Annotated in this window: 13 protein-coding genes and 1 riboswitch; of the genes, 8 read left to right on the top strand and 5 right to left on the bottom strand. The window is 63.4% G+C overall.

Annotation, left to right across the window (positions count from 1 at the left end; all coding sequences use genetic code 11):
• Positions 1–85: 85 nt before the first annotated feature.
• Positions 86–1,771: an amidohydrolase family protein gene (locus ACTJKE_RS05090; protein ID WP_113511442.1), complete on the top strand. Its 1,686-nt coding sequence runs from the start codon at positions 86–88 to the stop codon at positions 1,769–1,771.
• A 41-nt stretch (positions 1,772–1,812) separates the two neighbouring features.
• Here ACTJKE_RS05090 and ACTJKE_RS05085 read toward each other — a convergent pair whose 3' ends face one another.
• The 4 genes from ACTJKE_RS05085 to thiO are packed head-to-tail and all read right to left on the bottom strand — an operon-like array spanning position 1,813 to position 4,357.
• Positions 1,813–2,418 (bottom strand): thiamine phosphate synthase, encoded by a 606-nt coding sequence (locus ACTJKE_RS05085; RefSeq protein WP_058322828.1) that lies wholly within the window; start codon positions 2,416–2,418, stop codon positions 1,813–1,815.
• Positions 2,415–3,188: a thiazole synthase gene (locus ACTJKE_RS05080; protein WP_058329716.1), complete on the bottom strand. Its 774-nt coding sequence runs from the start codon at positions 3,186–3,188 to the stop codon at positions 2,415–2,417. Before ACTJKE_RS05080 ends, ACTJKE_RS05085 begins: the two co-directional genes overlap by 4 nt.
• A gap of 3 nt (positions 3,189–3,191) precedes the next feature.
• The gene (gene thiS, locus ACTJKE_RS05075; protein WP_057251890.1) at positions 3,192–3,389 is read right to left on the bottom strand and encodes a sulfur carrier protein ThiS; all 198 of its coding nucleotides are present in this window, start codon (positions 3,387–3,389) and stop codon (positions 3,192–3,194) included.
• Positions 3,386–4,357, bottom strand: a complete 972-nt coding sequence (thiO, locus tag ACTJKE_RS05070) for a glycine oxidase ThiO (RefSeq protein WP_440691403.1) — start codon at positions 4,355–4,357, stop codon at positions 3,386–3,388. Before thiO ends, thiS begins: the two co-directional genes overlap by 4 nt.
• Before the next feature lie 160 nt (positions 4,358–4,517).
• A riboswitch (TPP riboswitch) is annotated at positions 4,518–4,638 on the bottom strand.
• 412 nt (positions 4,639–5,050) lie between these two features.
• Here thiO and bioB point away from each other — a divergent pair.
• The 5 genes from bioB to ACTJKE_RS05045 are packed head-to-tail and all read left to right on the top strand — an operon-like array spanning position 5,051 to position 10,095.
• On the top strand, positions 5,051–6,067 hold the full coding sequence (bioB, locus tag ACTJKE_RS05065) for a biotin synthase BioB (protein ID WP_058329717.1): 1,017 nt from the start codon (positions 5,051–5,053) through the stop codon (positions 6,065–6,067).
• Positions 6,064–7,209 (top strand): 8-amino-7-oxononanoate synthase, encoded by a 1,146-nt coding sequence (locus tag ACTJKE_RS05060; RefSeq protein ID WP_440635580.1) that lies wholly within the window; start codon positions 6,064–6,066, stop codon positions 7,207–7,209. Before bioB ends, ACTJKE_RS05060 begins: the two co-directional genes overlap by 4 nt.
• Complete coding sequence (bioD, locus tag ACTJKE_RS05055) at positions 7,206–7,844, top strand: dethiobiotin synthase (RefSeq protein WP_058329718.1); 639 nt, start codon at positions 7,206–7,208, stop codon at positions 7,842–7,844. Before ACTJKE_RS05060 ends, bioD begins: the two co-directional genes overlap by 4 nt.
• The gene (locus tag ACTJKE_RS05050) at positions 7,841–9,109 is read left to right on the top strand and encodes an adenosylmethionine--8-amino-7-oxononanoate transaminase (protein ID WP_058329719.1); all 1,269 of its coding nucleotides are present in this window, start codon (positions 7,841–7,843) and stop codon (positions 9,107–9,109) included. Before bioD ends, ACTJKE_RS05050 begins: the two co-directional genes overlap by 4 nt.
• Entirely contained in the window at positions 9,106–10,095 is a 990-nt protein-coding gene (locus ACTJKE_RS05045; RefSeq protein WP_058329720.1) for a beta-ketoacyl-ACP synthase III, read from the top strand. The genes ACTJKE_RS05050 and ACTJKE_RS05045 overlap by 4 nt, the downstream gene beginning before the upstream one ends.
• Positions 10,096–10,158: 63 nt before the next feature.
• On the opposite strand, the gene ACTJKE_RS05040 is transcribed toward ACTJKE_RS05045, so the two are convergent.
• On the bottom strand, positions 10,159–11,160 hold the full coding sequence (locus tag ACTJKE_RS05040; RefSeq protein WP_058329721.1) for a LacI family DNA-binding transcriptional regulator: 1,002 nt from the start codon (positions 11,158–11,160) through the stop codon (positions 10,159–10,161).
• A 296-nt stretch (positions 11,161–11,456) separates the two neighbouring features.
• On the opposite strand from ACTJKE_RS05040, the gene ACTJKE_RS05035 reads away from it, so the two are divergent.
• Together ACTJKE_RS05035 and ACTJKE_RS05030 are read left to right on the top strand one after the other, a co-directional pair.
• Complete coding sequence (locus ACTJKE_RS05035) at positions 11,457–12,389, top strand: sugar ABC transporter substrate-binding protein (protein ID WP_057251882.1); 933 nt, start codon at positions 11,457–11,459, stop codon at positions 12,387–12,389.
• 118 nt (positions 12,390–12,507) lie between these two features.
• Positions 12,508–14,070, top strand: a complete 1,563-nt coding sequence (locus tag ACTJKE_RS05030) for a sugar ABC transporter ATP-binding protein (protein ID WP_058329843.1) — start codon at positions 12,508–12,510, stop codon at positions 14,068–14,070.
• The last annotated feature ends 1 nt before the right edge of the window (position 14,071 follow it).

Genomic DNA, 14,071 nt, shown 5'->3' with positions numbered 1-14,071 from the left:
GCAAGTAAATATCTGTTTCGCGCGGCTTTCGGACGGAGTAATGTTTGCCCGATTGTTCGAGGGGGTCTCGCAACAGGAGGGGACAATGGAGGTCGACTGGGCTGGTCCGGTTGCCGCCGTGACGCGCCGCGATGTCTTGCGGCTGGTTTCGGCGGGCGTGCTTGCAAATGTGCTTTCCGGATGCCGGCATCTGCCTTTGCCCGGCGCCTGCAGTCTCAGTCACCCGATCATCGACGTCCATTGCCATTTCTTCAACGCGGCGGATGTGCCGGTGGATGGCCTGGTTCGCTACGTGGCGCTGCGGGAGAAGATGCCGGAGAAAAGGCTCTCCGCGAACGCTGAGGAGGCGAAGGGGCTGGAAAATGCCCTGGTGGTCTTTCTCGTGACAGCGCTTGGCGATGTCGCGCCCAAAGCCAAACATGAACTTGCTGTTCTGAAAAAAGGCGCTCGGCGCCTTTCCGACGCCGAGCTCGCGCGGCGCAAGGACGAGCAATTGCGCGTCGCGGTAAGGGATCTGATCGCGCGCGCAGGCGAGCAACGATCGACGTTTTCGAGGCGCAGTCTTGGCGAATCCCCTGACTATGACGGTTTGCTGCGCCAGCTCGGCGGAACTCCCGATCTGCCCCAGACATTCCAGCGGCGTTCGGGCGGCGGCGTGAGTGAAGCGGATGTCGATACCGTCGCCACCGCCGCAAAGGCGCACGACCAGATCGGAACCTATCTTTCCTTCGTCCGGCTGATGCAGGACTACCGGGAAAACCTGGCGGAAGCCTATGTCAAGATCTTCGCTTCCAAATGTCGGCTCTCTCTGATCACGCCGAGCATCCTGGACTTCGATAAATCGCTTCACGGGACATCATCGCCACAGCGCGACCAGATCGACGTCATGGACGAGGTCCAGCAGATCGTCACCAGGAAGCACGGCATCCGCATGCACAGCTTCGTCGGCTTCGATCCGCATCGGGAAGCGCAAAGGCCGGGTTCATCGCTGGCAAACGTCCAGTACGCGATCACGGAAAAGGGCTTCATCGGTGTCAAAATCTACCCGCCGATGGGCTTCAAGGCATGGGGCAATGCGGATCCGGCGATCGATGGCGCGCTGAAGCGGCTCTACGCCTGGTGTCGCGACAACGATGTGCCGATCATGGCCCATGCGGAAAACAGCATCGGGGCCGGCTGCGGCTACGGCAATCTTGCAAGCCCCGCCTATTGGAAGAAGCTGCTCGACACGAACCAGTACGATAAGCTGCGGATCAATCTCGCGCATTTCGGCGCCTTCGACGAAATCCTGCGCCCGGGGGCGCCGACAGGCGTGATGGTCTCCTGTGCCCAGGACAAGTTTTCCGGGCCGCCGACCTGGGAAGAGATCATCGGCAGGACGATCGATCACGAGCGTCGCCCGAACCTGTTTGCGGATCTGAGCTATCTCAGCGAACTGGTCAGCAGCGACGACAAGAATCTTCACACGAAGATCCGGCAGCTGTTGGACGAATGGCTTGATGATTACGACCCGGACGCCCGCCATCTCATGTTCGGCACCGACTGGTCGATGATGGCGCTGGAGAAGGACTACAACGCCTATGTTTCGAGAATAGTCGAGCAACTGACGCTCGCCAGCGTCAGCGACGAGCACCAGCAGAATATCCTCTGGAGGAACGCTTCCCGCTTTCTCGGTCTCGACCGGCCCGGCAAAACCCGCGACCGGCTTACCGCCTATTGCGACAAGCACGGCCTGGGTTCGGCCTGGCTTTCAGAACTGGCGATTGCCTGAGGCAGAGCCACGGCGTCAGGTGATCCCGCTGTTTCCCTCGATCAGCGCCACGGCGCCGTGCGTGCAATCCACTCCCGCGTCCGCCCCTCTGGATCGGCATTCAGCGTGATATCGGTGACGACCGCGGCGCTGTCGGCGCCATGCTCGAAGACGCCGGCAATCCGGTCGATATTGAGGCCGCCGATCGCAACGAGCGGCAGCGGCGTGACGCGCTCCCGCCAGGCGGAGAGGCGCGGCAGCCCCTGCGGATCCCATTTCATCTGCTTGAGGATCGTCGGATAGATCGGTCCGAGCGCGACATAGTCGGGTTTGGCGGCAAGCGCCGTCTCCAGCTCCCTCTCGTCGTGGGTGCTGAGGCCGAGCTTCACGCCGGAAGAGCGGATTGCGGCAAGATCCGCATCCGCGAGATCCTCCTGGCCGAGATGGACGAAATCGCAGCCCTCGTCGATTGCGAGGCGCCAGTAATCGTTGACGACGAGCTGGCACCCATGACGGTCACAGATCGCCTTGGCCGCGCGGATCTCATCGCGAAGCTCTGCTTCCGGACGGTCCTTGACGCGAAGCTGCACCAGTTTCACGCCGAGCGGCACCAGCCGCCCGATCCATTGGGCACTATCGACGATGAGGTAGAAGGGGTCGAGTTTCACGCGAACACCGCCTTTCCGATGACGGGCGTGGAGGGAACGGCAAAATCGCGCGGTTCGAGCATGCCGGCCTCGAAGGCGTCGCGTCCGGCTTCGATAGCCCGGGCGAAGGCGGAGGCCATGAGGGCCGGTTTCGTTGCCCCGGCGACGGCGGTGTTGAGCAGAACCGCGTCGAAGCCGAGTTCCATCACTGTCGTTGCGTGTGAGGGCCGGCCGATGCCGGCATCGACGATCAGCGGCATATCCGGAAAATGGGCCCGCATGGCGCGCAGCGCCGGGATGTTCTGTGGCCCCATGGCGCTGCCGATCGGCGCGCACCAGGGCATCAGCACCTTGCATCCGGCCTCGACGAGGTGCTCGCCGACCACGAGGTCGTCGGTGGTGTAGGGGAAGACCTCGAAGCCTTCGGCGCAAAGGATGCGTGCTGCTTCGACCAGCCCGAAGACATCGGGCTGAAGCGTATCCTGATGGCCGATGACTTCGAGCTTGATCCAGTTGGTGCCGAAGACCTCGCGCGCCATCTTGGCGGTCAGCACCGCCTCCGACACCGAGTGGCAGCCGGCGGTGTTGGGCAGCACGTGCACGCCGAGCGACCGGATCAGTTCGAAGAAAGCGCCGCCCTGACGGCCGCCGGCGGTTTCGCGGCGCAGCGAAACCGTGACAATCTCGGTCGCCGACGAACGAACCGCGTCTTCGAGCGCGGCAGGCGAGGGGTAGCGGGCGGTGCCCAGAAGCAGGCGGGAACGCAGTTCCTGTCCATAAAGCGTCAGCACGTCTCAGCCTCCTTTCATCGGCGAGAGAATTTCGATCCGGTCGCGATCGCTGAGGGAATGGGCCGAGCGGTCGGCTCGGTGCACCAGCTCGCCGTTGACGGCGGTGGCAAGCCAATCCCCTTCGAAGTCGAGTGCGGCCAGGAGTTCGGCAAGGGTCGTGACTGTGAGGTCGTGATCCTCGCCGTTGACGGTCAATTTCATGCGGCGTCTCCCTTCAGGTTCTGGGCAAGGGCAAGGTTCGCCGCTTCCTCGGCCAAGGCCGGTGAAAGCAGGAAGCCGTGGCGATAGAGCCCGTTGAGCGTGATGGTGTTTCCGGCGCGCATGACGCGCGGCAGATTGTCGGCAAAGGCCGGCCGGACGCCGGTGCCGGTTTCGAGAAGGCGCGCCTCGCCGAAGGCGGGGTGAAGCGCATAGGCAGCGTTCAGCAATTCCATCAGCGAACGGGCGGCAATCGGACCGCCGTCGTCGGTTTCGATCATGGTCGCGCCGCACATGAACAGACCATTGCCGCGCGGTACGATGTAGAGCGGGATGCGCGGGTGGATGAGACGGACTGGCCGCGACAATTCCACTTCGCCGGTCTGCAGATAGAGCATCTCGCCGCGCACGCCGCGCAGGCCGGCGATGGCGCCGATCCGCGAAGCGCCGCTACAGTCGGCGATCAGATCGCTGTCGCTGCTACTATCCGCCTCGCCGATGAAGGCGACGCCGTTCTCGACGAGCTTTTGCCGCAGCAAGACAAGCGCCCGGCGCGGGTCGAGATGCGCCTCGCCGGGGAAGAACAACGCCTCTCGGAAGCGACCGGCAAGCGCCGGCTCCAGTCTCGCGATCGCTTCTCCGTCGAGCCATTCGAAGTCGGACGTGCGCGAAGCGAAGCGTTTGAGTTCGCCGACGTCTCGCGGCGGAGCGACGACGAGGGTGCCGTTGCGTGACACTTCGCCCGGAAGCGCACGGTCCCACCAGTCGATGGCGCCGATGCCGCGCGTCAGCACCGTTTCCTCGGCGCTCTCGCGTTCGCACCAGGGCGCCAGCATGCCGCCGGCAAACCACGACGCCGCCCCGCCGAAGTCCGGCTGCCGCTCGGCAACGGCCACCTCGACGCCACGGCCGATCAGCTCATGTGCCAAGGTCAGCCCGACGACGCCGGTGCCTTTGATCAGGACGCGCACGGTCAATGCGCCCAGCTACGGCGAGCCGAACGTCGGTCTGAAGGAAGCAGAATCGCGATGAAGATACGCATTGCCGAGGCTCCATTGTTGGAGACCCAGTTCGGACCGGAAGAGAGGGAAGGACGCCTTGCCGAGATCTGCTCGCGCGAACGCGAATGCGGCAGCGATGTCTGCACCGTCCCTACGCCAGTATGAACTGGATCAGGTTCAACGGGTCACTGCGCCGCGGAAGTCGCCTAGCAGAATCTCAGCCCCTTGTCGGGACACCCCTGGTGAATGCTTCAAACTGAGCGGCTGGAGCGGATTTTGTCAAGGGCTGCCGGCGTGTACCTCGCGTGCGGTTCTTCGGTTGAAAATTATCTATAAAAATTGAAGAGGCATGTGTTCTTGCGGCTCGGCGGTGTCCGTAGCGGGCATCGGTCGGGAGATCTGCGGATGGTGCGAGGCGCAAGGTCCGCAAATCTGGGCATTTGGCGGCTGCTCTCATTGCCATCAGCTGATGCCGCCAAGGCGGAGAGTTGCGGCATTTGCCCTTCTCGCCGCATCCGTTGAATCATATGAAAGCACGCTATGATTGAAGTAGCAGAGTGCGCTCTCCTTTTGGGTGGTTGCTTGATGCGGTGCCCGTGAAAATTATAGATAATAATGGATTCTATCTATTTTGCTTTGCCGCAAACAGGGAAGTGAACGAACATGCTGGATACAAACAGATCGACCGAGCCGACCTCGGGAGCCACCAAACCCGCCAAAACCGGTTGGAATCTGGCCGACGCGCAAAAAATCTATAATTTGCCGTTCAACGACCTTCTGTATCGTGCGCAGTCCGTTCACCGCGCCCAGTTCGACCCCAATGCCATCCAGATGAGCCGCCTGCTCTCGATCAAGACCGGCGGCTGTGCCGAAGACTGCGGCTATTGCAGCCAGTCGGCGCACTACCCGACGGGGCTGAAAGCGTCGAAACTGATGGAAGTCGAACGGGTTCTTGCAGAGGCACGGAAAGCGAGGGATGGCGGCGCGACGCGCTATTGCATGGGCGCCGCCTGGCGCAGCCCGAAGGAGCGCGACATGGAGGCGATCGTCGCCATGGTCCGCGGCGTCCGGTCGCTCGGCATAGAGACCTGCATGACGCTTGGCATGCTGACGCCGGAACAATCCGGGCGGCTCGCAGATGCCGGGCTCGATTACTACAACCACAATGTCGATACGTCGGAGCGCTTCTACGGCGAGATCATCACCACCCGCAGCTTTGCCGACCGGCTGGAAACGTTGGCAAACGTCCGCGAGGCCGGCATCAAGGTCTGCGCCGGCGGCATTCTCGGCATGGGCGAGACGGCTGACGATCGGATCTCGATGTTGGTGACGCTCGCCAATCTGCCGGTGCCCCCCGAAAGCGTGCCGATCAACATGCTGATTCCGATCCCAGGCTCGAAGCTTGCCGATGCGGCGCCCGTCGATCCGATCGATTTCGTCCGCACCATCGCACTCGCCCGCATACTCATGCCCGCGTCTCACGTCCGCCTTTCAGCCGGCCGCACCGACATGAGCGACGAGATGCAGGCACTCTGTTTCTTCGCCGGCGCCAATTCGATCTTCGTCGGCGAAACGCTGCTGACCGCCGACAACCCGGGCGAGGATCACGATGCGGCACTCTTCCGCCGCCTCGGGCTGAAGCCGATGGCGCCTACGGCAGAACCGGAAGCGGCCGAATGACCGCGGGCTTGCTCCACCGCTACGAGAAGACGCTTCACGGCCTTGAACGCAAAGGGCGTCGGCGCGAGCTTGTCGCGGTTGGTGGCGTTGACTTCACCTCCAACGACTATCTGGCGCTCGCCGGATCGCCGCGGCTGAAGGCCGCAATTGCCTCAGCGATCGACCGCGGCCTGCCGGTCGGGTCCGGCGGTTCGCGGCTGTTGCGCGGCAACCATGCGGAACATGAGGCGCTGGAGGCGGAGGCGGCAGCGTTCTTTGGCGTGGAGCGAACGCTACTCTTCGGCAGCGGTTATGCGGCCAATGCCGCCTTGTTTTCGACGCTGCCGCAGCGCGACGACATCATCGTCCACGATAGCCTGATCCATGCGAGTGCCCATGAGGGTATCGCCGCAAGCAGGGCCGGCGCGGTTGCGGTCAAGCACAACGACGTCGACGCCTTCGCCGATGCGATCGGCACTTGGCGAAAGCGCGGCGGCATGGGACATCCGTGGATTGCCGTTGAAAGCCTCTATTCCATGGATGGCGACCGGGCGCCGCTTGCGGATCTCGCTGCACTGGCCGCGCGGCATGATGGTTTTCTGGTGGTCGACGAAGCGCATGCGACCGGCGTTTTCGGACCCGACGGCCGTGGTCTGGCCGAGGAATTGGAAGGCCGACGGAATCTCGTTGTGCTCCATACCTGCGGCAAGGCGCTCGGCGTTTCCGGCGCCCTCGTTGGCGCAAACGCCGTGCTTTGCGACTATCTTGTCAACCGTGCCCGCAATTTCATCTATTCCACGGCGCCATCGCCGCTGATCGCTGCCGCCGTGCGCGAGGCGCTTGTGACACTGGCGGATGAGCCGCAGCGCCGGGCAGCGTTCGATGATCTCCGGACCTTCGCCAATCGGGCGCTTGCCGAAACCCTCGGCGTCGAAGGCAGCGGCTCGCAGATCCAGCCCGTCCTGATCGGCGACAACGGTCGCGCCGTGCGGATTGCGGCGCGGATGCGCGCCGAGGGTTTTGATATCAGGGCGATCCGTCCACCGACTGTTCCCGAAGGGACGGCGCGGCTTCGGATCGCGATCACGTTGAATGTCGACCGGCCGGTCATCGCGCGCATGTTGGAGCGCTTGAAAGTGGCGATGGCGGAGGAGCGGTCATGATGCCCCGTTTCGTCGTTACCGGCACGGATACCGGCATCGGCAAGACGATATTCTCCGCGGCGCTGACCGACGCGCTTTGCGGTTGCTACTGGAAGCCGGTGCAGTCGGGACTCGATGAAGAAACCGACAGCGAGGCTGTAGCGCGGCTCGGTCGGATCCTGCCCGAGCGCATCCTGCCTGAGACCTATCGGCTGAGGACACCGGCTTCTCCACATCTGTCGGCGCGGATCGATGGCGTGTCGATCCGACCTGAACATCTCTTGCCGCCCAAGGTCGACCGCCCGCTCGTCATCGAGGGGGCAGGCGGGCTTCTGGTGCCTCTCACCGAGCGGAGCGTATTTGCCGATGTGTTCGCGCGCTGGCAAATCCCGGTCATTCTCTGTGCCCGCACCGGGCTCGGCACGATCAATCACACGCTGCTGTCGCTCGATGCGCTCCGAAGCCGTGCGATCCCGGTCCTGGGTGTCGCCTTCATCGGCGACGAGCAGGCGGATAGCGAGGCGATCATCGCGGAACTGGGGGAGGTTCGACGGCTTGGGCGGCTGCCGCGGCTCGACCCGTTGACGCCGGAACGGCTGCGGCAGGCGTTTCGCGAGAATTTCAACGTCGACGATTTGCTGGAGGTGCCGGCATGAGAAATTCCACCGTCTGGTATCCCTTCACCCAGCATGCATTGGAGCCGGCGATGCGACGCGTCGTCCGGACCGAGGGCGCCTATCTCATCGACGAACACGGGGCGGCGATCCTCGATGCGATTTCGTCCTGGTGGGTCATCACCCACGGCCACCGGCATCCCGCCATCATGGAAGCGATTCGCATGGCCACGGAGACCCATGATCAGATCATCTTCGCTGAATACACCCACGCGCCGGCGGAAGACCTGGCGAGAGGGCTGATCGAGATCGCGCCACCCGGGCTCGCCCATGTGTTCTACTCCGACAGCGGCTCGACCGCGGTCGAAGTCGCGCTGAAGATGGCACTTGGTTTCTTCCACAATCTCGGCCGGCCGCGAAACCGTATCTGCGTGCTCGAACATGGCTATCATGGCGATACGATCGGCACGATGTCGGCGGGGGAAAGGGGCGTCTTCAATGCGCCTTACGCGCCGTTGCTCTTCGCCGTCGATCGGCTACCGTTTCCGGAGCTGGATCAAGAGCAGACGACGCTCGATGCCTTCGAGGCGGCCTGTGCCACCGGCGAGGTTGCGGCCCTGTTAATCGAACCACTGCTCCTCGGTGCGGGCGGTATGAAAACCTACGAGCCTTCCGTGCTTGCCGAGTTGAAACGGATCGCCGAACGGCACGGCAGCCTGTTGATCGCCGACGAGGTGATGACCGGGTGGGGAAGGACGGGCAGGCTGTTTGCCTGCGAGCAGGCTGGCATCACGCCCGATATTCTTTGCACCTCGAAGGGACTGACCGGTGGCGCGCTGCCCTTGGCGGCGACACTCTGCACGGCCGAGATCTTCGAGGCGCATCTCTCGACAGATCGACGCAAGACGTTCTTCCATTCGAGTTCCTATACGGCCAATCCTATCGCCTGCGCGGCAGCGCTCGCCAATCTCGCCGTCTGGAAAGAAGAGCCTGTGCGAGAACGGATCGACGCGTTGACGGAGCAGCAGCGTCGGCATGTCGCTCGCTTCGCCGACGATCCCCGGTTCAGCGATACCCGCCAGCTCGGAACGATTGCCGCGCTGGATCTCAAGGTTCCAGCAGGTGGCTATCTCTCCGAGATCGGCCCGCGGCTCAGGGCCTTCTTCCGCGAGCGGCGATTGCTGATACGCCCGCTCGGCAATGTCATCTATCTGATGCCACCCTATTGCGTGACCGCCGATGAGCTCGACCGGGCCTTTGGAGCGATCGACGAGGCGGCATCGCTTTTCGCGGCAGGGCGGCTGTGAGCGCCGCACGGTCATCTCGCGTTGTCGGTTTCGGCCATGCCGTGCCGGCACGGCGCGTTGCCAATGCCGAGATCGAAACGAAGCTCGGTCTCGATCCCGGCTGGATCGAGCGTCGTACCGGCATTCGCGAGCGGCGTTGGGTCGAGGATGGCGAGACATTGACGGGACTTGCGTCGAGCGCCGGCGCGGCGGCGCTCGAGGATGCCGGCATGCCGCGGGGCGATGTCGCACTGACCCTGTTGGCGACCTCCACGCCCGATCATCTCCTGCCGCCTTCCGCACCTTTGCTCGCCCACCGGCTCGGGCTCACCCGTTCCGGCGCGATCGATCTGGCCGGTGCGTGCTCGGGGTTCCTCTATGCTTTGACGTTTGCCGACGGCTTTGTCCGTTCGCAGGGAAAACCGGTATTGGTGGTGGCGGCCAACATCCTCAGCCGACGCATCAATCCGGCGGAAAGAGCAAGCGCCGTTCTCTTTGCTGATGCAGCCGGGGCTGTTGTCGTCGCGCCTTCCGATGATCCGCAGACCGGTTTGCTTGGCGTTGACCTTGCCGCCGACGGCAGCCGCTACGACCTGATCTCAATCGCAGCCGGCGGCAGCAGCCAACCGTTCTCACCGGGCCTGCAGCCCGAGGATTTCCTGATGACGATGCGCGACGGGCGGGAGATGTTCGCCCAGGCGGTGGAGATGATGACAGCCTGTGCCGTCCGCGCAATGGATGCCGCCGGCTGCAATCCCCAAGAGATCAGCCGCTTCGTGCCGCATCAGGCCAATGCCCGGATCTTTGACGCCGTCTGCGATCGCCTTGCCATCGAGCCTGCAAGAACCGTACGGATCATCGCGGACTACGGCAACTCGTCCGCCGCGACGATCCCGCTGTCACTATCGCTGACGCATAAAAATCGGCCGTTCGCTCGCGGGGAGAAGCTGCTGTTGACGGCAGCGGGCGCCGGGCTCACCGGAGGCGCGGTGGTGCTTGGCTGTTAGCCGGTGCGAGACGGGTGCGGAAATCGCGCGAAATTTTCGCGCCTCACTTGGGCAGGCTCGCAGTCAGGGCGTCCCAGGCGCTGCGCAGGATCCGCGGCGTATGAGGACTGGCTGCAGCTTGTATTCCTCCTGCAGCGCGTGGCTGCCGAGCACGCCGTCCAGCGCCAGCCGAGCGATCTCGTCGATCGGCTGGCGGATCGTCGTCAGGCGCGGCAGCACCAGCGAGGCAAGCGGGATGTCGTCGAAGCCGACGATCGAAAGATCGGTCGGCACGCGCACGCCCATGTCGCCGGCGGCGCGCAGAAGACCGATCGCCTGCTGATCGCTCGCAGTGGCGATCGCCGTCGGGCGCGTTGCTGCCGCTTGTGTCAGCATCTGCTTACCGAGCTCTTCGCCCGAGCGGTAGTCGAAGTGACCTTCGACGACCTGCGGGGCGACGTATTCGCCTGGATGGGTCGTGCGGAATTCCTCGAGTCGCTGCTTAAAGCCGTCGCGGCGCTCGCCCGACACCTCGGTCGAACTCGGTCCGCTGATGTAGCCGAGCCGGCGATGCCCGAGTGCGAGCAGATGATCGGCGGCGAGGTAGCCGCCCTGCCTGTTGTCGACGGCAACGAGTGCATGCCCGCTCAAGGGCCGGTCGACGGTTACCGTCCGCGTGCCGGCGACAAGTCCGTCGACGAGACTGTTGCTGACGGGAACAAGGATCAAACCGGCGGGCAGGCGCCCGAGCAGTGTCTCGATCTGCTGCCTTTCGGCCTCCGGATCGTCATGGGTGTTGGCAAGCAGGACCGAATATCCCTCGGCCGAAGCAAGCATCTCGACATGCTTGGCAAGCTCAGCGAAGAAGGGATTGGTGATATCGGGCACGACGAGCCCGATGATGTCGGTTTTGGCGAGCCTGAGACTGCGGCCGAGGATGTTCGGGCGATAGCCGATTGCCTCAATCGTTGCTTCCACTTTCTTCCGGATGTCTTCGCTGACGGTCTTGTTCTTGGCAAGGACGCGCGAAACGGTGCCCACGGAGACACCGGCACGCTGGGCAACATCCTTAATCGTCGGGTTCAAACGGTCGGCTCCAGTCCCATTTTCCGCATCGGCTGCGGTTAGAAATCATGCAGCAGATCAAAGCGTTATCGCAAGCCCCCGGGGTATCGGGTGGCGGCTGGTTTCTTCCTTTTAAATCAGAGAATGCCGGCAACAGATAGCGACTTCCAGCACAAATTTCACCGCGATGAAACGTTTCATATTGACAGCAGAGAGATGTTTCGCTCTTCTTGGCGGCAGAAGCGGTTCATTCGCATTCACTTGATGAAACGTTTCATCGATGGTTGGAGGACCGTCGTTTCACCGGAGGAGAACCCATGAAGCTTTCAAGATTCGCATCTATCGTCGCGCTCACTGTTGCCACTGCGCTCCCGACGATCGCGATGGCCGCCGACAAACCCGTCGTTGGCCTCGTCATGAAGTCGCTTGCCAACGACTTCTTCAAGAACATGCTCGAAGGCGCAGAGGCGCATGCAAAGAAGCGGGGCGACTACGAGCTCAAAGCCATCGGCATGCAGAACGAGACGGATTTCGAGAGCCAATTGAACGGCGTCGAAAACTTCATCACCCAAGGCGTCGACGCGATCGTCATCGCACCAGCCGACTCCCGCGCCATGGTCGCGCCGCTGAAGAAGGCGATGGACGCCGGCATCGTCGTCGTCAACTTCGACGTCTCGCTCGACGAGCAGGCGAAGAAGGATGCGGGTGTCGACCTCGCCTTCGTCGGTCCTGACAACCGCGGCGGCGCCAAGATGGTCGGCGATGCGCTCGCCAAGGACCTTGGCGCCGGCGGCAAGGTCGTGATCCTCGAAGGCAACCCGGGCGCCGACAATGCGGCGCAGCGCAAGCTCGGTTTTGAAGACGCGGTCGCCGCCGGCAAGCTCGATCTTCTCGATTCCCGCACGGCTCATTGGGAAACGGAAGAGGCGAATGCCGTCTTTTCCACCATGCTGACGGCGCATCCCGATATCCAGGGTGTGCTCGCGGCCAACGATTCGATGGCGATCGGGGTGGTCAAGGCGCTCGATGCGGTCGGCCGCAATGACATCAAGGTCGTCGGCTTCGACAACGTGCCAGCGGTCGCGCCCATGCTGAAGGACGGCAAGCTGCTCGCGACCGTCGACCAGTTCGGCTCGGAGATGGCGGCCAATGCGATCGACAAGGCGCTCGCCGTCGTCGCCGGCGGTCCCAAGCTTGAAGGCTGGGTCAAGACCGACATCAAACTCGTGACCAAGGACGACGTGAAATAGCCCAGAGATTGCTTCTACCGCACCGGGTGTCGCCCGGTGCGGCTTAGGCAGGAACAGCGGACGCGGGATGCGATTGGCTCCCGTTCGGAACTGCTGCGTTTCAAAGGGCTAGATTATGATGAACACGGAATCAGTGCGCGCGGATGCGGCTGACATTTCGACGCGGCCCGTTCTGGAGCTGCACGATGTCAGGAAGGCCTTCGGCGGCACCAAGGCGCTGAACGGCGTCAGCCTTTCTATTGAGCCAGGCGAAGTGCATGGCCTGATCGGCGAGAACGGTGCCGGCAAATCGACACTGATCAAGGTTCTCTGCGGCATCGTCCGTCCGGACGAGGGCGCGATCAACCTTGCCGGACGGCTCTATGCGCCGACGACGCCGCGCGAGGCCAAGGCCAACGGCCTCCAGGTCGTGCACCAGGAATTCAACCTGCTGCCCTATCTCTCAGTGGCGGAAAACATCTTCATCGAACATCTGCCGCGCAATGCACTTGGCGTTGTCAGGCTGCAGGAGATGCATGCCGGCGCGCGTGCCGCGCTCGACGCCATCGGACTCAGCGACATCGACGTGCGCTGGCCGGTCGAGCGGCTCGGCATCGCCCATCGCCAGCTCGTCGAAGTTGCCAGAGCGCTGATGACGGAAAGCCGCATCCTCATACTGGACGAACCGACGGCAACGCTGACGTCGCGCGAGACCGAGCGGCTGTTCAAGATCATCAACGAGCTTCGCAGTCGCGGCGTGTCGATCATCTTCGTTTCCCATCACCTCGACGAAGTCTTCCGCATTTGCGACCGAGTGACGGTGCTGCGCAATGGCGAGACGGTGTTCTCGCGGCCGATTGCCGAAACCAACCAGGACGAACTGGTGCGCGCCATGGTCGGCCGCAAGCTGCAACAGCAGATGGCGAGCGAAATGGTGTCGTTGGCGCGCCCCGAAGAAGCGCTGTCGCTCGTCAACTTCCGCCATCCGCAATCGCCCCATGCCCAAGGCATCTCGCTTCAGTTGCACAAAGGCGAAATCCTCGGGATTGCCGGTCTCGTCGGTTCGGGGCGCACCGAGCTCTTGCGCGCGATCGCCGCTGCCGAGCCACCGCTCTCCGGCGCGCTTCGTCTTGAGGGTGCGCCCGTTTCCTTCCGCTCGCCGCGCGAGGCGATCAATGCCGGCATCGGTTTCGTCACCGAGGACAGGAAGGAAGAGGGGTTGATCCTCAACATGCCGATCGCCGCCAATGTCACGCTCGCGTCTCTCTCGGACGTGTCGCGCGCCGGCATCCTCGACAGGAAGGCCGAGATCGCGGTGACGGAGCGGCTCGGTGCCGAGCTCAAGCTGAAATATGGCGGGCCGGGCAGGAATGCCGCGACCCTTTCCGGCGGCAACCAGCAGAAGGTGGTGCTCGCCAAGTGGCTGGCGCGCAATCCGAAAGTGCTTTTGCTCGACGAACCGACGCGCGGCGTCGACGTCGGCGCGAAGGCTGAAATCTATGCGCTGATCCGCCAGTTCGCCGAGCGTGGCCTGGCGCTGCTGGTCGTCTCCTCCGAACTGCCGGAGCTGATGACGCTGTCGGACCGCATCCTGGTGATGTCGCAGCACCGCGTCGTCGGCGAACTGTCGCGGCCGGAATTCTCCGAAGAACGTATCCTGCAATATGCCTACCAGGGCGAGCAGCAACAGGCGAGGCACTGAG

This window comes from Ensifer sp. 22521 (assembly GCF_052044795.1).
Classification (GTDB): domain Bacteria; phylum Pseudomonadota; class Alphaproteobacteria; order Rhizobiales; family Rhizobiaceae; genus Ensifer.
This window is presented reverse-complemented; position numbering and strand designations above follow the sequence as displayed.